A 25813-nucleotide genomic window follows, 5' to 3' on the forward strand; every position below is an offset into this window, starting at 1 on the left:
CGACTATCGACTATCGACTATCGACTATCGACTATCGACTATCGACTATCGACTATCGACTATCGACTATCGACTATCGACTATCGACTATCGACGACTTGAGCTAAAAGCGCAAATACCCCACAATGCTCTTCGTCATTTTTGATAACAATAAACGCTGTTAGGTTATAGATACTGTGGATTTTGATCCCGAGCACGAACCCGCTGACTATATGATGTCCTCCCCGCCGCCAGGCTTGGGGGGGGAGATGGATTTGGCTGCGCTGAAAGTGCCGCCGCACTCTATAGAGGCCGAGCAGTCGGTGCTGGGTGGCTTAATGATAGCCAATGATGCTTGGGATAATGTCGCCGATCAGCTTAAGCCCGATGACTTTTATCGTGGTGCCCATAAGCAAATCTTTAAGCAAATGATTGTGTTGGTGGAAGCTGAAAACCCCATCGATGTCATCACCCTGTCAGAAGCGCTTAACAACACTGGTGAGCTAGAGCAAGTGGGCGGTTTGTCCTACCTAGCCGAGTTGACTAGAAACACCCCCAGTGCCGCCAATATACGCGCCTATGCCACGGTAGTACGCGAGCGCGCCAGCTTGCGCTCACTGATAGGTGTGGCCAATGAGATTGTTGAAAATAGCTACAACCCCGAAGGGCGTAGCAGCGACGATCTGCTAGACGAAGCCGAACGTAATATTATGCGTATAGGCGAGGAGCGCCCCAAAGAGGGTGGCCCGCAAGGGGTTAACCCACTATTGCAGCTCACCTTAGAGCGCATAGACGAAATGAGCACCTCCGAAGGTGGCATTACCGGGGTGACCACCGGCTTTGCCAAGCTGGATGAGATGACCTCGGGCCTGCAGAACTCAGATTTAATTATTGTTGCCGCTAGGCCCTCTATGGGTAAAACCACCTTCGCCATGAACCTGGTAGAAAACGCCCTGTTTGGCAGCGAAAAACCGGTATTGGTATTCAGTATGGAAATGCCCGCCGACGCTATCGTGATGCGGATGATTTCCTCTATAGGCCGTATTAACCAAACCCATGTGCGTACTGGCCAGCTCAGCGAAGAAGAATGGCCGAAACTGGCATCGGCCATTACCAAGTTAAAAGACAAGCCCTTATTTATTGATGACACCGCAGCACTTACCCCTACTGAAGTCAGAGCTCGCGCCCGACGTTTGGTACGCGAGCACGGCGACCTAGGGATGATTATGATCGATTACCTGCAATTGATGCGGGTAGCGGGTGCCAGTGAGGGTCGTACCGCCGAGATCTCTGAAATTTCACGCTCGTTAAAAAGCATAGCCAAAGAGTTTCAGTGCCCGGTAGTGGCGCTGTCGCAGCTTAACCGCTCGCTGGAGCAGCGCCCCAATAAGCGCCCCATTAACTCTGACTTGCGTGAATCCGGTGCGATAGAGCAAGATGCTGACGTCATTATGTTTATCTACCGCGACGAGGTATATAACGAAGACAGTACCGATAAAGGGATAGGTGAAATCATTATTGGTAAGCAACGTAACGGCCCCATTGGTTATTGCAAGCTGGCCTTTATCGGCCAATACACGCGCTTTGAAAACCTCAGCCATTACGACGATGAAGACGCCTACTAATTTTGTCCTGAGTGCATAGCGGATAAAGCATGCATAAAGAGAGCGCATAGTGAGGTAAGCCCCAGTGAGTGCCCCCGTTTTATTTTCTAAATTAGCCTGCCCACAAGGTGGCGTCATTGCCATCGCGACCCTCAATAACGAAAAAACCTTAAACGCCTTAAGTTTTGAAATGGTTGAGTTGCTGCTCGCGCAATTGCAGCAATGGCAAAACGACGCGCGCGTTAAACTGGTGTTTTTACAGGGTCAGGGCGGCCGAGCTTTTTGTGCCGGCGGTGATGTGCATGCCATGCGGCTATTAGCACTGAAAAATCCTGGCGGCCCCTGTGTCGAAGCAGAAACTTTTTTTGCACAAGAGTACCGACTAGATTACCTGCTGCATAATTACGCTAAACCCATAGTGGTTTGGGGCCATGGCATAGTGATGGGTGGTGGCCTAGGTTTGTTGGCCGGTTGCAGCCATAGGGTAGTGACGGAAAAAACCCGCATCGCCATGCCTGAGGTCACCATAGCCTTATTCCCCGATGTGGGCGGCAGTTATTTTTTACATCGTATGCCCGGTGAGTGTGGCCGTTTCTTAGCCTTAACGGCGGCTTCTATTAATGCTAGCGATGCTCTCTATGCCGGTTTGGCTGATGTCTTTCTCAACCACAGCCAACAAGCGCAAGTGTTAGCAGCTTTGCAGGCACTGGCGTATAGCGGTGATAACCAGGCCGATAGCGCTTTGATTAGTGAGCAGTTACAGCGCTTTGCAGCCTTAGCTATAGACAAACCCGAAGCCAATTTACAGCCACATCAACGTATTATTGACGAACTCTGTGGCGGTGATGATGTGCAACTTATTGTTGAGCGCATCGCTAACATAGTCAGTGACGATCTCTGGTTGCAGCGTGCCCAGCAAGGTTTACGCGGCGGCTCGCCTTTGGCGATTAAATGGATTTTTAAACAGCTACAACGCAGTGCGCAGTTGGATTTAAAAGCGGTGTTTAATGCCGAGCTGGTACTGGTTAGCAATATACTGCGCCACCCTGAATTTGCCGAAGGGGTGAGGGCTTTATTGGTGGATAAAGATAAAACCCCGCAGTGGCAATATGCCACGTTGGCAGAGGTAGGCGATGCGGTAGTCGACCGTTTTTTTGTGCCGCCTTGGCCGGTTAATCCTTTGGCGGATTTATGATTTTTAGTCGCTAGTTCCTAGTCTGCAGTCGTTAGGAGGGGCGTGATTGTCGCTTGTCGTACTGTATGCATAGAGCGGCAAAAATAGCGCCTGTCATATTAATCCAAATACTAAATAGAGCACCCGGCAGCGCCGCGGCTTGGCTGAAAAATTTTAGCGCCAATGCCGTGGCCAATCCTGAGTTTTGCATACCTACTTCTATGGCTATGGTGCGGCATATTTTGCTGTTAAAGCCCAGGCTATAAGCGCCTATATAACCCAGCGTCAAGCCGACAACATTATGCAGTAAGGTGGCAAACACTATGCCTAGGCTTAGTGTGTATAAGTGCGGCTGGTTGAGGGCTACCACAATGCTGATAATCAATAATATGGTGAGCACGGCGATAGGTGCTAATGCGGGCTCTATCGTTTTAATCGCGCTGTGAAAAAAGTAATTTAGGGCTACACCTAGGGCGATTGGCATTAAGATGATTTTTACTAAGCTTAGTAGTATGTCTAGCGCGGGTATATCGATGTGGCTGCCGGTGAGTAAGGTTAATAGAAGCGGTGTTAGTACCACGCTAAGTAATGTAGAAAATGCGGTCATGGAAACCGACAGGGCGACATGGCCTTTAGCTAAATAGGTCATCACATTAGAAGCGGTACCACCGGCAACACTGCCTACTAATAGCAGGCCTAAGCTTAAGTCTTGATCTAATAGAAAGATTTTGGCGCAGGCCAGCGCTAGCAGCGGCATCACCGAAAACTGTAATAGCAGGCCGGCGATTAAGGCATAGCGATATTGTTTGATGGCAATAAAATCGGCAGGCCGTAAGGTCATGCCCATGCATAGCATCACTAAGGTTAATAAAGGGATAATGGTCGCTTTAAGGCCAGCTAAAGTCTCGGGGGCTAAAAACCCCGCCAGCGCCGCCAAGGGCGCCCACAGCGGAAAGTATTTCAGTAGCATTGCTGTGCCTTAGTGATTGCTGAGTTACAGACCTATGCGAACCACTTGCAAGTCAGGGTCGCGGTTGGCCTTGGCTTGCTCTAGGCGCTGTAAGTAATCCTGCCAATAGGCTTGTTGTTTGGTCGCCAATTCGTGTAAATAACTGAAGGTGTAAATACCGCTGTTGTGGCCATCACTAAAATACAGTTGCACGGCATAATTACCCACGGTTTTTATATCGTCTATGGCAACGTTAATCTTCCCCGTTTGCAATACCGCTTGGCTGGGGCTGTGGCCGCGTACCTCCGCAGAGGGCGAATACACTCGTAAATATTCAGCGCTTAAGCTATAGCGCTGTTCGCCAAACTGTAGCTCTAGGGTTTTGCTTTGCGTGTGTAGTTGAATATTAGTGAGGGTGGGTGTGTTCATGATTAATGTCTGCCAGTGTTAGTTAACAACCTCTGCCTAAGCGACGGCTTTGTTGCGGCCTTGTTGCTTGGCAAGATAGAGGTTTTGATCGGCGCGTTGGTAAAACGCGTTAACCGATTCTTGTTCTTGCAGGGTAGCAACACCTAAAGAAATGGTCACGCCAAAACTGCGGTGGGGTGGAATTTCTATGGAAAGCTGCTCTATGGTTAGGCGTATGCGTTCGGCATAGTCTTTGGCGTCGGTATAGCTACACTGGGGCAGCAATATGGCAAATTCTTCGCCACCCACTCGGGCAAACACATCTTGGGCTCGCGTTTTGAGGCTGATGGCTTGGGTAACTTTACGCAGTACTTCATCGCCACCGGGATGGCCGTATTGATCGTTTACTTTTTTAAAATGATCTAGGTCTAGGTAAATAACAGATAGCGGTGTCTGGTAGCGTTGGGCATTGGCTATTTCCTCATTCATACGCTCAACCATAAAGCGCAAGTTAAAAATGCCGGTGAGGCTGTCTCTTATCGCTAGGTTGGAAATGAGCTGTTCTTGTTTACCTACGTAAAGGCTAAAAGAAATAAACACGGCCTGGGTGCCAAACAGCATATAGGCGTATAAACCACTGTGTTGTTGTAGCTCGGTGAGTAAATCTGCGCCGGAGAGGCAGCGTATAATTAGCCAGCCTACAGGTGCGCCGGCTGCAAGAATCCCGCCTTGAATTGCTCTTAGTGTTATTTTATTCATGGGGGCGGATAATAAAGATAAACTATCGCCTTGTACAATTTCTATGCACTTAGCCAGCGAATAAGCCTAGAAAAACAAAACCGCAGTGATGATCACTGCGGTTTTTACTAAGTTGCTATGGGTTAACTTAGAGAATAAAGCGGCTTAAATCATCGTCGTTAACTAACTCACCTAATTTTTCATCGACATAGTTAGCGTCTATCAGCAGTTTATCGCCGCTGTGATCTGAGGCGGTAAACGAGGCTTCGTCTAGTAGGCGCTCCATAATGGTATGTAATCGGCGCGCACCTATGTTTTCGGTGCGCTCGTTAACTTCCCATGCGGTTTCCGCGATTTTTAAAATACCGTCCTCGGTGAAGCTAATGTTTAGGCCTTCGGTGGCAATTAAGGCTTGATATTGCTCGGTAAGTGAGGCGTCGGGCTCGGTTAAGATGCGTCTAAAGTCATCGGGGCTGAGTGCTTCTAACTCTACTCTGATCGGCAGGCGGCCTTGTAGCTCGGGGATTAAGTCCGAGGGCTTGGCCAGATGGAAGGCACCCGAGGCGATAAATAAAATATGGTCGGTTTTAATCATGCCGTACTTGGTGCTTACCGTGCTGCCTTCGATTAAGGGTAGCAAGTCGCGCTGTACACCTTCCCGCGAAACATCTGCACCGGCACCTTCACTGCGCTTGGCCACTTTATCCAGCTCGTCTATAAAGACTATGCCGTTCTGTTCGGCAGCGTGTATGGCTTTGGTTTTAATATCGTCTTCATTAACCAGTTTGGCGGCTTCTTCGTCTTGCAGTTTTTTCATGGCCTCTTTGACGTTGAGCTTGGCGCTTTTCTTTTTGTCCTTACCCATATTGGAGAACATACTTTGCAGTTGATTGGTCATATCCTCCATGCCTGGCGGGGCCATGATTTCTACACCCATTTGCGCGGCACTGATTTCTATTTCTATTTCTTTATCATCCAGCTCGCCTTCACGTAGTTTTTTACGGAATAGCTGGCGGGTGCTGGTTTCTTTGTCGGCGCTGGCTTCTTCGCCACGGGCTGGCGGTAATAGTGCGTCTAACACTCTTTCCTCAGCGGCGTCTTGGGCGCGATGTTTTACTTTTGCCATTTCCTGTTCGCGGAACATTTTGATGGCGACATCCATTAGGTCACGCACTATGGATTCTACATCGCGGCCTACATAGCCTACTTCGGTAAACTTGGTGGCTTCCACTTTAATAAAAGGCGCGTTAGCTAATTTAGCCAAGCGACGAGCAATTTCGGTTTTGCCTACGCCGGTGGGGCCTATCATGAGAATGTTTTTCGGGGTGATTTCGGCACGCAGCTCTTCGTTAAGCTGCATGCGACGCCAGCGGTTGCGCAAGGCGATGGCAACAGCGCGTTTGGCGTTATCTTGGCCGATGATGTGTTTGTCTAGCTCGTGAACAATTTCTCTGGGGGTCATTTGTGACATGGTATTACCTATTGATGGGCAGCAAGGCGCAGTGTTGGTTTAGCTGTCGCTCTCTAATTCTTCTATGGTGCGGTTGTGGTTGGTGTAGACGCAGATGTCGCCGGCTATGGCCAAGCCTTTCTCGACTATGTCTCTCGCACTTAGCTCGGTGTTATCCAGCAAAGCTTTGGCAGCGGACTGAGCAAAAGGGCCACCCGAGCCTATGGCGATAAGATTGTTTTCGGGCTCTATCACGTCACCATTACCGGTAATGATGAGTGAGGTGTTTTTGTCAGCTACCGCCAACAGGGCCTCTAGCTGGCGTAGTGAGCGCTCGGTGCGCCAGGCTTTGGCCAGCTCTACTGCGGCGCGTACTAGGTTGCCTTGTTGTTTTTCCAATTGCGCTTCAAATAGCTCAAACAGGGTAAAGGCATCGGCAGTGCCTCCGGCAAAACCGGCAATCACTTGGTCGTTATACAGCCGGCGCACCTTGCGGGCATTGCTCTTCATCACGGTGTTACCCATAGATACTTGGCCGTCGCCGCCTATAGCCACATGGCCATTGCGACGTACTGAAAGAATAGTGGTGCCTCTATATTGCTCCAAGGGGGGTTCTCCTTAGTGGGGGCGTGGTTTGGTGGATGTGAATTTATTCAGATATTGTTATATGGGGGTGTACTTGGGTTTATTCAAGGGTGTTATTGAAAGGGAGGGGGTGAGATGCCTTAATGTTAAGGCATCTCACTAGAGTTAATGCAGGCAACCTAGCTTTCCACTTTACGCTTTAGTAATAAGGTTTCCACATTATTGTTGATGAGCAGATTGCGTGCTTTAGACAGTTTAGAGCGCGAGATAAACGGCCCTACCTGCACTCGGTGCCAGGTATCGTTGCCCTTGCCTGTGACAGCTTCAACTTTGGTGTCTAGGCCTAACAATATCAGTTTAGCGCGTAGGCGGTCGGCATCGGCGGCGTTTTTGAAGGAGCCCGCCTGCAGTATGTAAATGATTTGCTGTTGGGGTCTGTCGCTGTTGCTTTCTTCTATGGGCACGATGACTTCGCGCTCAGGTAGCAAGGTGTAAAACTCAAAGCTGGTGGTGGTTTGTTTTTTGCTGTCGTCAGTTTTGGCTTTTTTGCTAACTTTTTTGGTATTGCTGTTGCTGCTCTCTGTAGTGGCCGGGGTGATATCGGCTAAGTGCGCCAAGAAGGCAATAAATAAACCGGTGACTATACCTGTGAATAGCCACACCCAGCCAGGCACCTGGCTTTTAGGGGCGCTGCTGCGGCTGGTGTTGCGTTTTTTGCTGTTGCCTTTAGCTTTTTTGGCAAAGTCGTGAGTCATATTTTCTTATTACTACTATTGATTGTGCGTTACATAGATTCAGGTGCGGAAACACCTAGCAAGTCTAAGCCATTTTTTAGCACCTGTCTTACTGCTGCACTTAAGCTGAGACGCGCGTTGCGTAAGTTTTCATCCTCTATCAACATTTTATGGCTGTTGTAATAGCTGTGGAATTCACCGGCTAGTTCTTGCAGGTAGTTGGCGACTATATGGGGTTCGGTATTGCTGCCAGCACGAGTAATGAGATCGGGATAGGCGGCTAGTTTGTTCATTAAGCCTTTTTCGGCATCTGCGCTGAGTAGCTCGAAATTAGCTTGCTGCTGTGCTGACCAAGTCCAGCCGTGATCGTCTAGTTTGCGCAGCATGCTGCAGACGCGGGCGTGGGCGTATTGTATGTAATACACCGGGTTGTCATTACTTTGTGAAATGGCCAGGTCTATATCAAAGGTGAGCTGCGAGGTGGTGGCCCGCGCTACTAAAAAGTAACGGGTGGCATCGCGGCCCACTTCTTCGACTAGGTCTTGTAGGGTGACGTAGCTACCGGCGCGCTTAGAAATTTTAACCTCTTCGCCGCCGCGCATCACCATCACCATTTGGTGTAGCACGTATTCTGGCCAGGCTTTAGGTATGCCTTGGTTTAGCGCTTGTAGGCCTGCGCGCACGCGGGTAATAGTGCTGTGATGGTCGGCACCTTGTTCGTTAACTACGCGCTCAAAGCCGCGCTGCCATTTATTCATATGGTAGGCGACGTCGGGTACGAAGTAGGTGTAGCCGCCTTCGGATTTGCGCATGACGCGATCTTTATCGTCACCAAAATCGGTAGTTTTTAACCACAGGGCGCCGTCTTTTTCGTAGGTGTGGCCGCTGGCGATCAGCTGTTGTACTGTCTTTTCGACATCGCCTTCGCTGTAGAGTGACGACTCTAAAAAGTACACATCAAAATCGACACCAAAGGCTTTCAGGTCGTGATCTTGCTCGCGACGTAAGTAGGCGACGGCGAAGTCGCGTATAGCGTCTAAGTCGTCTACATCGGCCTTGCCGGTTACATGCTTATCTTCGGCGTGTATGGTGTCGCCCTTCATATAGCTTTCGGCTAGCTCGGTAATATAGCTACCGCGATAGCCTTCGGCGGGCCAACTTGCATCGTCTGGGCCTAGGCCTTTACAGCGTGCTTGGGTAGATAGGCCTAAGTTGTTGATTTGTGCGCCGGCATCGTTGTAGTAAAACTCGCTGGTTACATCCCAGCCGTTGGCAGCTAATAAGCGGCAGATGCTGTCGCCTACGGCGGCACCACGGCCGTGGCCTACATGCAACGGGCCGGTGGGGTTGGCGGAGACATACTCCACCTGTACTTTTTTGCCGGCGCCGCTGCTGTTGCGACCAAAGCTATCACCAGCTGTTAACACGCTGTTGATAATGGCGGAGGTGGCGGCATCGTCCATAAAGAAGTTGATAAAGCCGGGGCCAGCAATCTCAGCTTTATTGAGTTGGGCTGAGGGTGGTAGGGCATCGATAATTAACTGGGCCACATCGCGGGGCGCTTTACCGGCGGCTTTGGCTAGGGTCATGGCGATATTACTGGCGAAGTCACCATGGCTTTTGTCGCGAGTGCGATCGACCGTCACGCGGGGCTGAATAGTTTCAGGTAGGTTGCCATTGGCAACTAGCGTGTTGAGGGCAGCGGTAATTAGCTCGGCTACATGGTCTTTCATAGGGTAATCGCTTCACAGTATCGGTGTTAATAAAATAGCCGCGTATTATCCCTGTTTATGAGGCCGGGTGCTACCCACTCAGGGGTAGGTGCTGCTATCTTTGGCCTTAATTGATGAGGGTTTATGCGTAATCGGTCTAGAAGATTTTGCCCTATCGGCCGCTATACTGCTTCGAGGGGCTAGCTTGTGCCTCAATTAGCTAATTGATTCAGTGTTATTTTAACAAGGAGTTTGTCATGGCCCCACCCAATGTTACCGATAGTTATTCCTCGCGGGGCTTGCAAAAGCCCGCTCTGCCCGAGCAGGCCAGCGAGCGTGCTAGCGAAGCCCGCAGCAAGCCGCACCCCCATGGCATGCCGCCGGGTTTGGCGAAAAAAATAGACTCGGGTGAGCTGGATGACCCCAAAGCCAGCCTCAACCAAGCCATTATTGAATCACAACTGAGCGTGAGTGTAGGCGCCAAAGATCAGCCCATGGCGCTGTTGTTTAAGACAGTGCTGGAAGCTTTAAAAGAATATGTAGACCCAATCCTAGGCACTAACGCCATAGAAGAGGCCTACGAGTCTGGCTTAGATGTATCGCCCGAAGCCACCGCCGAGCGCATAGTAAGCCAAAGCACCGCCTTCTTCTCTGCCTTTCAATCGCAAGAGCGCAATCAGGACCTAAGTCTGCAAGAACAGGTAGATAAGTTTTTAGAAGTGATAGGCGGCGGCATAGACCAAGGCTTTAAAGAAGCCAGAGATATACTGGGAGGCTTAGGCGTGCTAGAGGGCGACATCGCTAGCAATATTGATAAGACCTATGAGTTGGTGCAGCAGGGTTTGAAAGACTTTGCTGCTGGGCAGCAAAGTCAGTTGTAAGCTTCAAGCTATAAGCGGCAAGAAATGACTTGCCACTTGCCACTTGCGGCTTGCGGCTTGAAGCTGGCCGAAGGCCTTCTAATACATATCCGCCGGATCCACATCCACCGACCAACGTACTTTTTTAGCTAAGGGATGTTTCTCGGCTATGGCGACGATATGTTGTAGCCGTTGATGTAATAGGGAGCGGGTTTCCGCTTGTAGAATAAGCTGGGCGCGAAAGCGTCCGGCTTTTTTTGTCATGGGGGCGGGTAATGGCCCCAGGCATTGGGCTTGTGGTTGTTGAGGGTGTTGGTGTAGTTCGCTGTGTTGGCGCAGGGCCTGTAGCAGTTGTTCGGCTTCGGCTAGGCTGCTGTGGTCGGCGCGGATGATGGCTAGGTGGCCAAAGGGGGGGAGGCCTAGCACCGCGCGTTCGCGCAGTAATTGTTGGGCAAATAGTTGGTAGTTGTTGTTAACCAAACTGAGTAGAAAAGGGTGCTCGGGTTGTAGGGTTTGCACCATGACTTGCCCGGGTTTTGTTTCACGGCCTGCGCGCCCTGCCACTTGTATTAGCAGTTGACCCGTTTTTTCGGGGCCGCGAAAGTCGGCGCTAAATAAACCGCCGTCGGCATCCAGTATCACCACCAAGGTAACATCGGGGAAGTGGTGGCCTTTGGCCAGCATTTGGGTGCCGACTAAGATGCAGGGTTGGCCTTTGTGTACCTCATCGACCATGTCTTGCATGGCGTTTTTACGGCTGGTGGTGTCGCGGTCTATGCGCATCACATCGGTATGGGGGAATAATTGCTGTAATACTTGCTCACTGCGTTCGGTGCCTATGCCGCGAAAGTCTAACTCGTGGCTATGGCAGTCGGGGCAGTGACTGGGCAGCGGCCATTGGCTGTCACAGTGATGGCAGCGCAGGCTACGCTGGCGGTAGTGTACGGTGAGCCTAGCGTCACAGTGTGGGCATTGGGCGATATGGCCGCAGCTATTGCACATCAGCGTGGGGGCAAAGCCGCGGCGGTTGATAAACACTAGCACCTGGTTGCCGCTACTGATCTCGCCGTGTATGGCGCTTAACACTTGCGGGCTAAAGCCGTTTTGCAGCGGGCTGTTGCGAGTATCAATTAATTGTAGGGGCGGCAGTGCTGCGCCGGTGGCTCGCTGGTTGAGCTGTAAGTGTTGGTAGCGGCCGCTTTGGGCGTTGTACAGCGTCTCTAGGCTGGGGGTGGCGGAGCCTAGCACTATGGGTATGTTGAGTTCGAAGGCGCGCTTAATGCCTATGTCGCGGGCAGAGTAGCGAAAGCCTTCCTGTTGTTTAAACGAGCCGTCGTGCTCTTCATCAATAATAATAATGCCCAGTGCAGGCATGTCAGTAAAAATGGCCGAGCGGGTGCCTATTACAATGGCGGCTTGTTGTTGGCGGGCCTGCTGCCAGGCGACGGCGCGTTCGCGGTCGGTAAGCCCCGAGTGTAGGGTGGCGATGCGGCAGTGAAAGCGGCGCTGAAATCTGGCTAGGGTTTGTGGGGTGAGTCCTATCTCCGGTATCAATACTAGCGCTTGTTTACCGGCGTTTAGGCACTGGCCGATTAATTGTAAATACACCTCGGTTTTGCCACTGCCGGTAATGCCGTCTAGCAGGCTGCATTGGAAATGTTGGTGATCAATACTGGCTACCGCTTGTTGCTGTTGTGGGTTGAGGGTAAGCGCGGCTTCTTTTAAATCGGTAACGCTGCTCACTGGGCTGTGGCTTTGAAAGGTCTGTGCCAAGCCCTTATCGACCAAGGCTTTGATATGGCTGCGGCCCAGCTCGGCGCTGGTGAGCTCGGCCATGCTAATGTCGCTGTGTTGTTGTAATAGTTGCAGGGCCAGCGCTTGTTTGGGGGCGCGTTTCAGTGCGCCTGCTGGCAAGCCTTTACCTTCGGTGCTTAGCCGCCAGCGGGTTTCGCTGTAGCTGGGCAGCTCCGCCTGTTTACGCATAAGGGTAGGCAGCGCATTGCTCAGCACTTCGCCTATGGAGTATTGGTAGTAGCTGCTAGCCCAGTCGCATAGCTTTAAAATATGGGGGCTGATTAGGCTGTGTTGGTCTAGCACGGCGATGGCGGGCTTGAGTTTACCGTGGTCTACCGCGCTGGTATCGCTAAGTTCTAATAAGATGCCTATTAGCTGACGCGGGCCAAAGGGCACTTTAATGCGCAGTCCTGGCTGTAGGTTTTGTACTTGCTCGGGGCTTAAATCGGCGGGCGGCAGGTAATCAAAGCTGCGGCGCAGAGGGGTGGGTAGGGCAAGGCGTAAATAGGTCATTACATGGCTTAGGCTGGAGGTGGTCGGTTTTTTATCGGTTTTAACGCTGGCCTAGTCTAACAAAGAGTGTATAAAGGCGGTAACACTGCTTTTAGGCTAATGCTAGTCTTGCTAATTGGCTTTATTTTGGTATCATGCACCGCCTATTTTCAAGCAGCTCAAAGCGCTATTTATAGAATAGATAGTACTTTGGGATGAGTTAGTGCGGTGCTTGGCAAGAGATCAAGTGGCGGCACATATTTTAAGGAAACAAACCATGCAACCTGATATCCATCCTAAATACGAAGTAATGACAGCTACCTGTAGCTGTGGCAACGTTGTTAAAACGCGTTCTACCTTATGTGAAGATATGCACTTGGACGTATGTTCTGCCTGCCACCCGTTCTACACCGGTAAGCAAAAAATGCTGGATAGTGGCGGCCGTGTTGATCGTTTCCGTAAGCGTTTTGGTGGTCGTGGTACTAAAGCAGAAGCTTAACCCGCACATGCTAGATGATCAAAAAACGCTCAGCTCATCAGGTTGGGCGTTTTTTTTTGCTCTCACTTTATGTGAGTCTTTACTTTCATTTAGCTCGTCAGGCAAATGAATTACGGTTATTAAGGCATTCGTGTCTGCGCTGGCGTGCTGATTAAGGCTGGGGCTAGCTAATTGCTGGCCTTGGCGGAGGACGATTGAAAAGGCTGTTGCTTGGGTGTTACTGCCTATCCTTCTGGTGAGAGGGGATAGCCGCACTCATTGATTTCAAGCATTAGCCTATAGACCTATCTATAGGTCTATAGGCTAATGCTTATTATAAAGATTCTCTTTGCGGGTATTTTGCAAAGGGGTATAAAAACGATAAAGGGAACCGTTATGTCAGAAGAATTTAAACAGGCCGCCTTGGACTATCATCAATTTCCTAAGCCAGGCAAAATTAGTGTTGAGTTAACCACCGCTGCTGAAACGCTAACTGACCTCTCCTTGGCTTATAGCCCCGGCGTTGCCGAGCCTGTACGTGCTATTGCTGCTGACCCCGAAAATGCGTACAAATATACCGCTAAAGGTAATTTGGTTGCGGTTATTACTAATGGTACCGCTATTTTGGGTTTAGGTAACTTAGGGCCTTTGGCGAGTAAGCCGGTAATGGAAGGTAAAGCTTTACTGTTTAAACGTTTTGCTGGCATAGACTCGGTGGATATAGAAGTCGATACCGAAGACCCGCAGCAGTTTATCGATACTGTGGTACGCATAGCCGATACCTTTGGCGGTATTAACTTAGAAGATATAAAAGCGCCTGAGTGTTTTCAAATTGAAAACGTACTTATCGAGCAGTGCAAAATCCCTGTGTTTCACGACGATCAGCACGGCACCGCCATCGTGACCGCAGCAGGTATGTTAAACGCGTTGGAAATTTGCGGCAAAAATCTTGAGAATGCAAAAATCGTTTGCTTGGGTGCGGGATCAGCGGCGATAGCCTGTATGCGTTTATTAAAAAGCTTGGGCGCTCAGCAACAAAATCTCACTATGGTTGACCGCGGTGGCGTTATTTACGCGGGGCGGGATGGTTTGAATGAGTTTAAAGAAGAGTTCTCGCACTTAACCGATGCCCGTACCTTGGCCGAAGCTTTAGAGGGCGCCGATGTGTTTATGGGTTTATCGGGAGCCAATCTATTAGAGCCTGAATTGTTGATAAAAATGGCCCCTAACCCTATTGTTTTTGCCTGCTCTAACCCCGATCCAGAAATTAATCCGGTGTTGGCTAAAAAGGTTCGTCCTGATGTCATTATGGCTACTGGCCGCTCGGATTTCCCCAATCAGGTTAACAATGTTTTAGGCTTTCCTTTTATCTTCCGTGGTGCTTTAGATGTGCGCGCTCGCCGTATTAATGAAGCGATGAAAGTGGCGGCAGTAGAAGCGTTGCGTGCCATTGCTAAATTGCCGGTAACCCAAGAGGTGTTAGATGCCTGCGGTGAAACGTCTCTCACCTTTGGGCCGGATTATATTTTGCCTAAACCTGTAGATAGTCGTTTGTTAAGTTCTATTTCGGCGGCAGTGGCACAAGCGGCAATAGATACCGGGGTAGCGCAGTTGCCGTATCCTGCGCATTATCCTTTGTAAGCTATAAGCTATAAGCTGCAAGATGTAAGAGAGAAGAAAAAAGCCAGGCGTTAGCTTGGCTTTTTTGTGGCTGTTAATTAGGGGATAGGTGATGAGGGTTTAGTGCCCTAGTGCGGCGAGTTCGCGTTCTAGCAAGCTGCTGTCGCCTAGGTTGAGTTCTACTAGGCGGCGCAAGTGGCGTATGCTGTCTATGTCTATGTGCAGGCATTCAAACCCAAGGTGGCCGTCTTCGTCATGACGCTCTAGGGCGGTCATGGTAATGTCGGTGTTGTCGCCCAGATGTATGCTGATAGCAAAGTTTTGTGCGGGGTCTCCGCTCCAGTCATCGGGCTTAATAATTAATAAGCCTTTGAGGGAAACGTCTACCAGCTCTACTGCCCAAATATCCGCGCCCTGCTGGATGCTGGTTTCGGCCTGAAAGGTGATGCGGCTAAAGCTTCTGCGTTCGTTGCTGCTCATAAAAAAGCTCTCAATTAGTGGCGCTGGTAGTCACTATAGCATTAGCTGCTGGGCTGTTAAGCCGCAGCAGCGTGTTGCTTAGCGTAACTTTTTATAACGGCTGCGCTGCGGTAAGGTGTTTTCGCCTTTACGGGCCACCAAGTCGCCATGGTAGTCAGTATAGTTACCCTCAAAAAATACCACTTCACCATCATCCTCATAGGCCAAAATATGAGTGGCTATGCGGTCTAAAAACCAGCGGTCATGGGAGATGATCATAGCGCAACCGGGGAAGGTGAGCAGTGCTTCTTCTAGGGCGCGCAGGGTTTCTATATCCAAATCATTGGAAGGTTCATCCAATAATAAAACATTGCCGCCCTGTTTTAATGTGCAGGCCAATTGCAGGCGGCCGCGTTCACCGCCCGATAACTCGCCTACCCGTTTTTGCTGATCGGAGCCTTTAAAGTTAAAGCGGCCTATATAGGCGCGGGAAGATGTCTCATAGCCGCCAATTTTTAATTGTTCATTGCCGTCGGATACGGCTTCCCAAACGGTTTGGTTGTCGTTTAAGCCGTCGCGCAATTGCTCTACATAGACTAAATCCACAGTGTCGCCTAGCACCACTTCGCCGCTATCGGGCTGCTCCATGCCGGCAATAATTTTAAACAGGGTGGATTTACCAGCACCGTTGCCCCCTATCACGCCGACTATGGCGCCCTTAGGCACTGAGAAACTGACGTTGTCGTAGAGTGCATTATCGCCAAAGGCCTTGCTGATGCCTGTAACTTCTATCACCTTGTCGCCCAGACGTTGGCCGGGTGGGATATAAATTTCGTTGGTTTCTGAGCGCGATTGAAAGTCCTGCGATTGCAGCTCTTCAAAGCGCGCTAGGCGGGCCTTGCTCTTGGCTTGTCTGCCCTTAGGGTTTTGGCGCACCCATTCCAGTTCGGCTTTTACCGCTTTTGAGTGCGAGGCTTCATGTTTGGATTCCTGACCTAAGCGTGCTTCTTTCGCCTCCAGCCAGTTGGAGTAGTTACCTTCATAAGGAATACCGCGGCCGCGGTCTAATTCCAAAATCCAGTTGGCGGCATTATCTAAAAAGTATCTATCGTGGGTAATGGCGACTACGGTGCCAGGGTATTCGGTGAGGAAGTGTTCCAGCCAGTGTACCGATTCGGCATCCAAGTGGTTGGTGGGCTCGTCCAGTAACAGCATGTCGGGGTTGGACATAAGCAGGCGGCACAGCGCTACGCGGCGGCGCTCACCCCCTGATAAGGTAGTAACGTCGGCATCCCAAGGCGGCAGGCGCAAGGCATCGGCGGCCACTTCTAGCTTGTGCTCCATGTTGTGGGAGTCAGAGGCTTGGATAATATTTTCCAGCTCTTGTTGGCGCTTGGCCAAGGCGTCAAAGTCGGCATCGGGCTCGGCATAGGCGGCGTAGACGGCGTCTAATTCTTTTTGCGCATCCACTACATCGCTCATGCCATCTTCTACATTGCCGCGCACATCTTTACTGGGGTCTAGTTCGGGCTCTTGCGGCAGGTAGCCTACGTTAATGCCGGCTTGCGGACGGGCTTCGCCGTTATATTCGGTATCTACCCCCGCCATAATTCGCAGCAGGGTGGATTTGCCGGAGCCGTTTAAGCCCAGTACGCCAATCTTGGCGCCGGGGAAAAAGGATAGCGAGATGTCTTTAAGAATTTCACGTTTGGGTGGCACGACTTTGCCGACGCGGTTCATGGTGTAAACATATTGAGCCATGTTGTTTTGAATCCTAGCTAAGGTACTAAAAGGGTGCTTGCAATAGCCAAGAAAGTTACCGGATGTATCCTGCCTTGTCGACCCCATTGCCAAGCTGTGCCAATAAAACAATACATTCCTTATAGTTATTAAGGGCTTAGAAACTAACAGGGCTGCCATAGTGCAATAACTACGCTATATTGAGGCTATCTATTTTTTTAGCAGGGGGTTTACGCGGTGTCAGATCAACAAAATTCATCAGCTGCTGCCGCGCAATCACCCGTGGCGCAAGTTAGTGCGGTGAGCTTACGCTTAGCTGATGACGGCCAGTTGCTGGCCGAGCTAACACCTGATTGCAGTGAAATTCCTATGCCTGTAAGTCTTATGTCCCTGCGCGGTCAGCTGCAGGATCAGAACTTTGCCGAGCTGTGGATAGATGATGATGCCCTGCAGGATGTAGTGGTAAAAGCAGCGTCGGGTGAGTCGGGGTTGGTGGTGATAGGTGAGCGTCGTGATGCTAGGGCCGAGGTGCACATCGCCAATAATAAACGGGTGGTTCATGTTGATATAGAGCCGGCCTATGGTGGCCAACCACTCAGTGTAAAGATGCTGCGAGAGTTGCTGAAGAATAACCGTATTGCTGCTAACTGTATAGACAGCAGTCTGCTGGAACAGGCGGTGGCGGGTCAGGGTAGCAATCATATTGTTGCCAGGGCTATAGAGCCCATCGCCGGGCAGGATGGTTACCTCAATATATTGATAGAGGAGAGTGTGGCTACGCTTGATGAGGATGCGCAGGGCAATATCGATTTTCATAAGTTGCAAGAGTTTGTGGTGGTAGAGCAGGGTGTAGAGCTGGCGCGTGTTGCGCCGCATACGCTAGGTACGCCCGGCGAGGATGTACTGGGCATGCCTATAGCGCCACAGGCGGGTAAGCCCTTCAGTTTTTCTGCGGCCTTGACCGGTGCGGCCATTAGCGATGATGATGACAATTTACTAATAGCTACGGTGAAAGGTCACCCGGTTATTTTGCAAGATGGGGTGAGTGTGGATCCCACTCTGGTACTGCCCAATGTTAACCTGGCTAGCGGCAATATAGATTTTGATGGCTCGGTGCTGGTTAAAGGTAGTGTCGCCAGCGGCTATGAAATACGGGCCACCGGTGACGTAGTGGTAAAAGATACGGTGGATAAGGCTAAAATCATCGCCGGCGGCAATATCTCAGTAGCCAATGGTGTTATTGGTGAGGATAGAGCTGCCAAGCTTAAAAAACGCCCTATGGCTATTCCTGTATCTATGTCGGCAGAGGGTGAGCAAGTCCCTGAAGAGGAAGGTTTTGAAGCTCTGCAAATGGGCGCCTATCTTGAGGCGGCAGGGGATATAGCGGCCCGATTTGTCAATATGGCCGAGCTAAAAACAGGTCAAAATATAGAGGTTAGAGAGTATTTGATGCACAGTCGGGTGAGTGCTTTGGGCAGTGTCTTGCTGGGGCAAAAGGGTGGCCGCGGTGCTATCTTTGGTGGCTATAGCTACGCGTTAAAATCGATAGCAGTGAATAATCTGGGTAATGACGCCTATATAAAAACGGCGGTGGAAGTGGGTGAGCTCAACACGGATGGCGTTAAGTTAAAAGAACTGCGCGAATTGGCGCAAAAGCGTAGAGCCGATACTGATAAGTTGGCGGTCGTCTTGGGCAAAATTCGACGCTATGAGGCAGTTAAGCCCTTGACTAGCGAACTGGCCGAAAAATCGGTAAAAATCACTAAAACATTAGCTTCTCTAATCGCGCAATCAGAGAAATTGGCGGCGGCAATAGTGCAGCTGGAGCAAAAAATCACGAATCGCCAGCCGGCGTTGGTAACCGTGAAAAAAATGCTCTACCCCAATGTGTCACTGACCCTAGACGGCCTAGGCTACCAGCAAAAAATGGAAAGCAAGGCGCTGTGCTTGATGAATGTAGCGGGTGAGGTGCAGCTTTCGGCTTTGCAGGCTTAATAGCATCAGCCATCAAACTACCGCCGCCTTAAAGAAATGCTTTGTTTCCCCACTTACTACGCCAAAACACATGCCTAAAGCGCTTTGATAAGGTACAATCCTTCGCTTTCTGGCAGCTAGCCTGGCTGCACTCAATGCAATTTGGTTACGATAATTAGGGGATACCGATGTTCTCGAAAGATATGCAAATTAGTGGTTTTGATGATGAGCTTTTTACCGCGATTCAAGAAGAGAATCGTCGTCAAGAACAGCACATAGAACTTATTGCGTCTGAAAACTACACCAGCCCACGCGTCATGGAAGCTCAGGGCTCATCTATGACTAACAAATATGCTGAAGGTTACCCCGGTAAACGCTATTACGGTGGCTGTGAGTTTGTTGATAAGGCTGAGACCTTAGCCATAGATCGCGTTAAAGCTTTATTCGGCGCTGATTATGCCAACGTGCAGCCGCACTCAGGCTCACAAGCCAACTCTGCGGTATTTCTAGCGTTAGTTAATCCTGGTGATACCGTGTTAGGTATGAGCTTAGATGCTGGCGGTCACTTAACCCATGGTGCCAAGCCTAACTTCTCTGGCCGTGTGTATAACGCTATTCAATACGGCCTAGACCCTGAAACAGGTTTAATAGACTACGCACAGGTTGAAGCACTAGCTTTAGAGCACAAACCTAAAATGATTATCGCAGGTTTCTCTGCTTATTCAGGCATAGTCGACTGGGCTAAATTTCGTGAAATCGCTGATAAAGTCGGTGCCTACTTATTTGTTGATATGGCGCACGTTGCCGGTTTAGTGGCTGCGGGCTTATACCCCAACCCTGTACCTTTCGCAGACGTAGTAACCTCAACTACCCACAAAACCTTACGCGGCCCACGCGGCGGTGTGATTTTAGCTAAGGCTAACGCTGAGCTAGAGAAGAAGTTTAACTCTGCGGTATTCCCCGGCGGCCAAGGCGGCCCGTTAATGCACGTGATTGCAGCGAAAGCGGTTAGCTTTTTAGAAGCCCAGGGCGAAGATTTTAAAGTTTACCAACAGCAAGTCGTCAAAAATGCGAAAGTGATGGCGGCTACGTTTATGCAGCGCGGCATTAAAATCGTGTCTGGCGGTACTGAAAATCACCTAATGCTGGTTGATTTAATCGGTAAGGACTATACCGGTAAAGACGCCGATGCGGCTTTAGGCGAAGCCTTTATAACCGTTAACAAAAACGCTGTGCCTAACGACCCACGCTCACCGTTTATTACTTCTGGTTTACGCGTAGGTACCCCCGCAATTACTACCCGTGGTTTTGCCGAAGCAGAAACCGAGCAGCTGACTAACTGGATCTGTGATGTATTGGATTCATTAGAAAACGGTAACAGCGCAACGGTTATCCCTGAAGTGAAAGCGAAAGTGCTAGAAATTTGTGGCCGTTTCCCGGTTTACAAATAAGCATTAAACAACAGGATCGGGGTTAGCTCCCCGGCCTTGTTGTTTGTTTCAATAGGTTTTCAGCCTATAGTTGGCTGCTTATGCTAAGCTCTTGCCACCATTAACTTTTTTAAGGCAACTTCATGCGTTGTCCGTTCTGTTCCCACGATGACACCAAAGTTATCGACTCTCGTTTAGTCGCTGAAGGTGGCCAAGTGCGCCGCCGCCGTGAATGTATTGCCTGTTCTGAGCGCTACACCACCTACGAAACCGCCGAGCTGTTAATGCCGCGTATTATTAAAGGTAACGGTAATCGTGAGCCCTTTGATGAGGAGAAAATGCGCAGCGGTATTTTGCGCGCCTTAGAAAAGCGGCCAGTGAGTGTGGAAGATATAGAAGCCGCTATTAATCATATCAAAAAAGCCCTGCAAGCTACCGGCGAGCGCGAAGTGCGCTCTATGGTTGTAGGTGAATTGGTGATGGAGCATCTGCAAAGGTTGGATCAAGTGGCCTTTGTGCGTTTCGCTTCGGTATACCGCGACTTTAAAGACCTGGAAGAATTCCGTCAGGAAATTGATCGCTTAACCAATGAGCGTGTAGAAAGCGAGCCCTAGGTAATTCTGTGACCGACCATAGCTATTTTATGCAGCGTGCCCTGACCTTGGCCGAAGGTGGTTTATATACTGCCTCCCCCAATCCGCGGGTGGGCTGTGTGTTGGTGCAGCAAGATGACATTATTGGTGAGGGCTTCCACCTACGCAGTGGCGAAGCTCACGCCGAAGTGCATGCCCTGCGCGATGCCCAGCAGCGCGGTATTGACGTGGTGGGTGCTACCGCCTATGTCACCTTAGAACCCTGCAGTCATACCGGTAAAACCCCTCCTTGTTGTGATGCGTTAATACGCGCTCAAGTCGGCAAGGTGGTGGTCGCCATGCAAGACCCCAACCCACTGGTAGCGGGTGCCGGCATCCAACGCTTGCGTGCTGCAGGTATAGCGGTAGACGTGGGGGTGCTAGCCGAGCAGGCCGAGCAATTAAATAAAGGTTTTATTAAGCGCATGCGCCAAGGCTTGCCATGGTTACGGGCTAAGTTGGCGATGAGTGTCGATGGTCGCACCGCTATGGCCAGCGGTGAAAGCCAGTGGATTACCGGCCCTGCCGCGCGCTCAGATGTGCAGCGCCTGCGGGCACAAAGCTCGGCGATTATTTCGAGTGTCGATACCGTGCTAATGGATGAGGCTTCATTAAATGTACGCGCCGAGCAATTGGGCATGGCTGATCAATCACTAGTGGCCGCCATCGTCGCCCAACAACCCTTGCGAGTGATTTTGGACTCCACTTTGCGGCTATCGGCTAGCGCTAAGCTATTTAGCCAGCCCGGCCCTATAGTAGTTATTTGTGCTCAGGCTAAGCCACCGCAGCGGCAAGCGTTAGAGGCTGCGGGCGCCGAGGTGCTGCAATTAGCCGGCGAACAAGGTCAGGTAGACTTGGCGGCGGTCATGGCCGAGCTGGGTCGCAGAGCCTGTAATGAGGTATTACTAGAAGCCGGTGCCACCTTGGCTGGTGCGTTTTTACAGCAAGGCCTGTTGGATGAAATCACGGTGTATATGGCCCCCACGTTATTAGGTAGCGAGGCGCGGCCGTTGTTTAACTTACCGCTTAGCAGTATGTCGCAGCAGCAGCGTTTACAGATACAGCAGATTAGCCCGGTAGGTGACGACTGGCGTATAGATGCCCGGCCTATCGTTGAGACTAATAGAAAAGGTTAGCAAAGCATGTTTACAGGTATTATTGCCGCTGTCGGTAGCATAGCCGCCAAAGAAATGCGTGATGGCGACCTGCGTTTGCAGGTGAGCAGTGGCAAGTTAGATTTAGCAGATGTGCAATTGGGTGATAGTATTGCCACCAATGGCGTGTGCCTAACCGTGGTGGCTTTGCCCGGCGACGGTTTTTGGGCTGATGTGTCATTAGAAACACTGGCCTTGTCCAGCCTAGCGAATGCGCAAGTCGGCGATAGCGTGAATTTAGAAAAAGCGCTGACCTTGGCGACGCGTTTAGGTGGCCATTTAGTGAGTGGCCATGTCGACGGCCTAGCCGAAGTAGTGAGTCGTAAGCCCGATGCTCGCTCTGAGCGTTTTCGCTTAAAAGCACCCGCGCATTTGGCCAAATACATAGCCCACAAAGGTTCGGTGTGTATAGATGGCGCCAGCCTTACAGTGAATAAGGTAGACGGTGCCGAGTTTGAACTCAACATCGTGCCACACACCGTGCAAGAAACGATAATCAAACACTATAAGCCCGGCACCCAGGTCAATTTAGAAGTGGATCAAGTGGCCAGATATTTGGAACGTTTAATATTGGGCGAACAGGCCGCGGTCAGTGATACAATTACCGGCGGCGTCACCAAGGCCCTGCTGGCTGAGCATGGCTTTTATAAAGCGTAAAACGCAAAGGTTTAGAGAATGGCATTAAATACCGTAGAAGAACTGATACAAGACATACGCCTAGGCAAAATGGTTATCCTGATGGATGACGAAGATAGAGAAAACGAAGGCGATCTGGTTATGGCCTCTGAGTGTGTTAAACCTCAGGACATTAACTTTATGGCCAAGCATGCCCGCGGCTTAATTTGCTTAACGCTGTCGCAAGAGCGCTGCCAGCAATTGGATTTAGGTTTGATGGTGGCGGGCGCCAATGGCGCTCAATTTGGTACCAATTTCACCCTTTCTATAGAAGCTGCCGAAGGTGTGACCACCGGCATTTCCGCAGCCGACCGCGCCCACACTGTACGCACCGCCGTGACTCGTAATGCTAAGCCTGCCGACATCGTACAGCCTGGCCACATCTTCCCCATTATGGCCCAGCCCGGTGGTGTATTGACCCGCGCCGGCCATACCGAAGCGGGTTGTGATTTAGCACGCTTAGCGGGCTTTGAAGCGTCGGGCACTATAGTCGAAATCATGAATGAAGACGGCACCATGGCGCGTCGTCCCGAGTTAGAAATTTTTGCTAAAGAACACAACTTAAAGATAGGCACTATCGCTGATTTAATTCACTACCGCGTGATTAACGAGCGCACCGTAGAAAAAATCAGTGAAGGTGTGGTGCAAACCGATTACGGCGAGTTTGTACTGCACACCTATAAAGATTTACTGGCCGGTGACATCCATCACGCCATGGTGAAAGGTACTATCGACGCCAACACACCTACTTTGGCACGGGTGCATTTAGCGTCCGCTATGCGCGACTTGCTCACCACCCAACCTAACGACAACCTCAGCTGGAATATGCCTCGCTGCTTGGCAAAAGTGGCTGAAGAGGGCTGTGGTGTCGTGGTGCTGCTAGCCAATAACGAAACAACTGCTGAGCATTTAGACAGTGTGGCTATCGCCATGGGTGAAAAGAACCGCCCCATAGAAGATGCCAGCTCAAAAAATGCCAGCTATCATACGGTAGGCTTGGGTTCACAAATTTTACGTGATGTGGGTGCGGGTAAGCTGCGCTTAATGGGCGTGCCTATTAAATACAATGCGATATCCGGTTTTGAATTAGAAGTGATAGAACACGTAGCGCCGGAATAAAAATTAACAACGATTTAGAGAGAATGCGAGAGAGTGTGATGAAAGATATTAAAGTTATTGAAGGTGATTTTATTTCGGCTAAGGGTAAAAAGTTTGCCTTAGTGGTAACGCGCTGGAATAGTTTTGTAGTTGGCAGTTTATTAGAAGGTGCTGTCGATTACTTAACGCGTCACGGTGTTAACAAAGAAGACATGGCTATAATCTATTGTCCCGGTGCTTTTGAGATTCCCTTAACCGTTAAAAAAGTTGCAGCTAAAAAAGAATTTGATGCCATTATTGCGCTAGGTGCAGTTATACGCGGTGGCACGCCCCATTTTGAATTTGTGGCTGGCGAGTGTGTTAAAGGTTTATCTACTGTTAATCTGGACGCTGAAATACCGGTATCTTTTGGTGTGCTTACCGTTGATAGCATAGAGCAGGCGGTAGAGCGTGCCGGTACCAAGATGGGTAACAAGGGTGAAGAAGCCGCGGCTTCAGCACTGGAAATGGTTAGCCTACTAGATAATATTTAAATGTTTAGCGGGGCTTAGCCCAACTATTTTATTGATAAGACGCGCCTGTAACGGTGCGTTTGTTCTTTTTATGTAAGTGAGAATTATCGTGTCTGACAACAAAGCAACATCGTTTAACCCCGCCGCCCGCCGCAAGGCGCGCCACTATGGTATGCAAGCCTTATATCAATGGCATATGGCTCGTGCATCCTTAAGCGATATTGAATCGCAGTTTTTAACAGATTACGATTTTAACAATGTCGATAAAGCCTATTTTCACGAATTGGTTTTTGATGTTCCCAGCTGCGTCTCTGAACTGGAAGAGGCCTTTGGTCAGTACTTACAGGGCCGCACTATGGACGAGCTAGATCCCATAGAGTTAGCTTTATTGCGTGTGGGTAGCTACGAGTTAATTAAGCGTATCGATATACCCTATAAAGTGGTGATTAATGAGTCGGTATCATTAGCGAAAAAATTTGGTGCTGCTGAAAGCCATAAATACATCAACGCCGTGCTGGATAAGCTGGCGCAACAAGTGCGCGCCGTAGAAATTAACGCCGCACAACGTTAAGCCTATTAGAAATCAGATGATGCCGCTGACTGAATTTTCATTAATAGAGCGTTATTTTGCTTCGATTACGCAGCCAGCCAGCCCCTATGTAGACTTAGCCATAGGTGATGATTGCTGCTTATTATCGATACCCGATACGATGCAGCTGGCGCAATCCATCGATACCTTAAACGCCAATATACATTTCCCCGCCGAAGCCAATGCCGATTTGATTGCGCAGCGTGCGCTGGCGGTGTCGGTCAGTGATTTAGCGGCCATGGGTGCCAGCCCGGTGGCTTTTTCCTTGGCGATATCTATGCCTGAGCTTAGTGAGCCTTGGCTGGCGGCGTTTAGCCGAGGTTTACAGCAAGCTGCCCGGCACTATGGCATTGCGCTAATTGGCGGTGATACCACCAAAGGCCCATTGAGCCTTACCCTGCATGTACAGGGTGTGGTTGCCAAGGGCAGAGCCTTACAGCGTCACGGTGCCTCGGTAGGGGATTGTATATTTGTTACCGGCAGCCTAGGTGATGCCGCCGCGGCACTGGCCTTTATGCAGGGTCAGTTGCCAGTGGCTAAAAGCGCCCAGCAGTTTTTTAAGCAACGCTATTATCAACCCAGTGCCAGAGTGGCGGTGGGCCAAAGCCTGCACGATATAGCCACGGCGGCGATAGATGTCTCTGACGGGTTTATTGCCGACCTAGGCCATATTGCCAGACGCAGTGCGGTGGGCGCGGTGGTGGATGTTAGTCTGCTGCCGGTATCGGCCGAGTTGCAAGCAAATGCCAGCGCCGAGCAAGCCTTAAGTTATGCGCTAAGTGGCGGCGATGATTATGAACTGTGTTTTACCGCCCCCAGCGATAAGCGTGCACAGTTATTGGAGTTGTCCGAGTTAATCGATGTCGCTATTACCGAGGTGGGCACTATAGTGGCCGGTGAGGGTGTGCGCTGTATAGATGAGCAAGGCCGGGAAATAATATTGTCTGAAAGTGGTTACCAGCATTTTTAATAC

24 protein-coding genes are annotated in these 25813 nt (G+C 50.3%); 14 read left to right on the top strand and 10 right to left on the bottom strand.

What is annotated here, in order from left to right:
* Positions 1 to 212 precede the first annotated feature (212 nt).
* Both dnaB and B067_RS0108050 read left to right on the top strand, forming a co-directional pair.
* A complete protein-coding gene (gene dnaB, locus B067_RS0108045) occupies positions 213 to 1604 on the top strand; it encodes a replicative DNA helicase (RefSeq protein WP_156820795.1) in 1392 nt (463 codons plus the stop codon).
* 64 nt (positions 1605 to 1668) lie between these two features.
* On the top strand, positions 1669 to 2778 hold the full coding sequence (locus B067_RS0108050; RefSeq protein ID WP_019529568.1) for an enoyl-CoA hydratase/isomerase family protein: 1110 nt from the start codon (positions 1669 to 1671) through the stop codon (positions 2776 to 2778).
* Positions 2779 to 2809: 31 nt separating this feature from the next.
* Here the strand turns inward: B067_RS0108050 and B067_RS0108055 are convergent, their stop codons facing one another.
* From B067_RS0108055 to argS, 7 genes are all read right to left on the bottom strand, one after another.
* A complete protein-coding gene (locus B067_RS0108055; protein ID WP_019529569.1) occupies positions 2810 to 3727 on the bottom strand; it encodes a bile acid:sodium symporter family protein in 918 nt (305 codons plus the stop codon).
* A 24-nt stretch (positions 3728 to 3751) separates the two neighbouring features.
* On the bottom strand, positions 3752 to 4135 hold the full coding sequence (locus tag B067_RS0108060) for a gamma-butyrobetaine hydroxylase family protein (RefSeq protein ID WP_019529570.1): 384 nt from the start codon (positions 4133 to 4135) through the stop codon (positions 3752 to 3754).
* Between the two features lie 36 nt (positions 4136 to 4171).
* Positions 4172 to 4873: a GGDEF domain-containing protein gene (locus B067_RS19960; RefSeq protein WP_019529571.1), complete on the bottom strand. Its 702-nt coding sequence runs from the start codon at positions 4871 to 4873 to the stop codon at positions 4172 to 4174.
* A 127-nt stretch (positions 4874 to 5000) separates the two neighbouring features.
* The gene (gene hslU / locus B067_RS0108070; protein ID WP_019529572.1) at positions 5001 to 6323 is read right to left on the bottom strand and encodes an ATP-dependent protease ATPase subunit HslU; all 1323 of its coding nucleotides are present in this window, start codon (positions 6321 to 6323) and stop codon (positions 5001 to 5003) included.
* A 39-nt stretch (positions 6324 to 6362) separates the two neighbouring features.
* On the bottom strand, positions 6363 to 6908 hold the full coding sequence (hslV, locus tag B067_RS0108075) for an ATP-dependent protease subunit HslV (RefSeq protein ID WP_026244518.1): 546 nt from the start codon (positions 6906 to 6908) through the stop codon (positions 6363 to 6365).
* 158 nt (positions 6909 to 7066) lie between these two features.
* A complete protein-coding gene (locus tag B067_RS0108080) occupies positions 7067 to 7642 on the bottom strand; it encodes an SPOR domain-containing protein (protein ID WP_019529574.1) in 576 nt (191 codons plus the stop codon).
* A 29-nt stretch (positions 7643 to 7671) separates the two neighbouring features.
* Complete coding sequence (gene argS, locus B067_RS0108085; protein ID WP_019529575.1) at positions 7672 to 9354, bottom strand: arginine--tRNA ligase; 1683 nt, start codon at positions 9352 to 9354, stop codon at positions 7672 to 7674.
* Positions 9355 to 9590: 236 nt separating this feature from the next.
* Here argS and B067_RS19965 point away from each other — a divergent pair, with 236 nt between their 5' ends.
* On the top strand, positions 9591 to 10214 hold the full coding sequence (locus B067_RS19965) for a DUF5610 domain-containing protein (RefSeq protein ID WP_019529576.1): 624 nt from the start codon (positions 9591 to 9593) through the stop codon (positions 10212 to 10214).
* Between the two features lie 78 nt (positions 10215 to 10292).
* Here the strand turns inward: B067_RS19965 and B067_RS0108095 are convergent, their stop codons facing one another.
* Positions 10293 to 12500 (bottom strand): primosomal protein N', encoded by a 2208-nt coding sequence (locus B067_RS0108095; protein ID WP_019529577.1) that lies wholly within the window; start codon positions 12498 to 12500, stop codon positions 10293 to 10295.
* Positions 12501 to 12756: 256 nt separating this feature from the next.
* On the opposite strand from B067_RS0108095, the gene rpmE reads away from it, so the two are divergent.
* Both rpmE and B067_RS0108110 read left to right on the top strand, forming a co-directional pair.
* Positions 12757 to 12978, top strand: coding sequence for a 50S ribosomal protein L31 (gene rpmE, locus B067_RS0108100; protein WP_019529578.1), 222 nt, complete (start codon positions 12757 to 12759; stop codon positions 12976 to 12978).
* Positions 12979 to 13353: 375 nt separating this feature from the next.
* A complete protein-coding gene (locus B067_RS0108110) occupies positions 13354 to 14598 on the top strand; it encodes a malic enzyme-like NAD(P)-binding protein (protein WP_026244519.1) in 1245 nt (414 codons plus the stop codon).
* A gap of 99 nt (positions 14599 to 14697) precedes the next feature.
* Here B067_RS0108110 and B067_RS0108115 read toward each other — a convergent pair whose 3' ends face one another.
* Together B067_RS0108115 and ettA are read right to left on the bottom strand one after the other, a co-directional pair.
* Entirely contained in the window at positions 14698 to 15057 is a 360-nt protein-coding gene (locus tag B067_RS0108115; RefSeq protein WP_019529581.1) for a PilZ domain-containing protein, read from the bottom strand.
* 78 nt (positions 15058 to 15135) lie between these two features.
* Positions 15136 to 16797, bottom strand: coding sequence for an energy-dependent translational throttle protein EttA (ettA, locus tag B067_RS0108120; protein WP_026244520.1), 1662 nt, complete (start codon positions 16795 to 16797; stop codon positions 15136 to 15138).
* 216 nt (positions 16798 to 17013) lie between these two features.
* Between ettA and B067_RS0108125 the strand changes: the two genes are divergently transcribed.
* From B067_RS0108125 to thiL, 9 genes are all read left to right on the top strand, one after another.
* A complete protein-coding gene (locus tag B067_RS0108125) occupies positions 17014 to 18771 on the top strand; it encodes a DUF342 domain-containing protein (protein WP_019529583.1) in 1758 nt (585 codons plus the stop codon).
* 167 nt (positions 18772 to 18938) lie between these two features.
* Positions 18939 to 20201 (top strand): serine hydroxymethyltransferase, encoded by a 1263-nt coding sequence (glyA, locus tag B067_RS0108130; protein WP_019529584.1) that lies wholly within the window; start codon positions 18939 to 18941, stop codon positions 20199 to 20201.
* Positions 20202 to 20323: 122 nt separating this feature from the next.
* Positions 20324 to 20794 (top strand): transcriptional regulator NrdR, encoded by a 471-nt coding sequence (gene nrdR / locus B067_RS0108135; protein WP_019529585.1) that lies wholly within the window; start codon positions 20324 to 20326, stop codon positions 20792 to 20794.
* Positions 20795 to 20802: 8 nt separating this feature from the next.
* A complete protein-coding gene (gene ribD / locus B067_RS0108140) occupies positions 20803 to 21948 on the top strand; it encodes a bifunctional diaminohydroxyphosphoribosylaminopyrimidine deaminase/5-amino-6-(5-phosphoribosylamino)uracil reductase RibD (protein ID WP_019529586.1) in 1146 nt (381 codons plus the stop codon).
* 6 nt (positions 21949 to 21954) lie between these two features.
* Positions 21955 to 22623 (top strand): riboflavin synthase, encoded by a 669-nt coding sequence (locus B067_RS0108145; RefSeq protein WP_019529587.1) that lies wholly within the window; start codon positions 21955 to 21957, stop codon positions 22621 to 22623.
* 18 nt (positions 22624 to 22641) lie between these two features.
* The gene (ribBA, locus tag B067_RS0108150; protein ID WP_019529588.1) at positions 22642 to 23760 is read left to right on the top strand and encodes a bifunctional 3,4-dihydroxy-2-butanone-4-phosphate synthase/GTP cyclohydrolase II; all 1119 of its coding nucleotides are present in this window, start codon (positions 22642 to 22644) and stop codon (positions 23758 to 23760) included.
* Between the two features lie 38 nt (positions 23761 to 23798).
* A complete protein-coding gene (gene ribH / locus B067_RS0108155; protein ID WP_019529589.1) occupies positions 23799 to 24272 on the top strand; it encodes a 6,7-dimethyl-8-ribityllumazine synthase in 474 nt (157 codons plus the stop codon).
* Between the two features lie 82 nt (positions 24273 to 24354).
* Positions 24355 to 24822 (top strand): transcription antitermination factor NusB, encoded by a 468-nt coding sequence (gene nusB / locus B067_RS0108160; protein ID WP_420806527.1) that lies wholly within the window; start codon positions 24355 to 24357, stop codon positions 24820 to 24822.
* 16 nt (positions 24823 to 24838) lie between these two features.
* Positions 24839 to 25810 (top strand): thiamine-phosphate kinase, encoded by a 972-nt coding sequence (thiL, locus tag B067_RS0108165; RefSeq protein WP_019529591.1) that lies wholly within the window; start codon positions 24839 to 24841, stop codon positions 25808 to 25810.
* Positions 25811 to 25813 lie beyond the last annotated feature (3 nt).

This window comes from Dasania marina DSM 21967 (assembly GCF_000373485.1).
Taxonomy (GTDB): domain Bacteria; phylum Pseudomonadota; class Gammaproteobacteria; order Pseudomonadales; family Dasaniaceae; genus Dasania; species Dasania marina.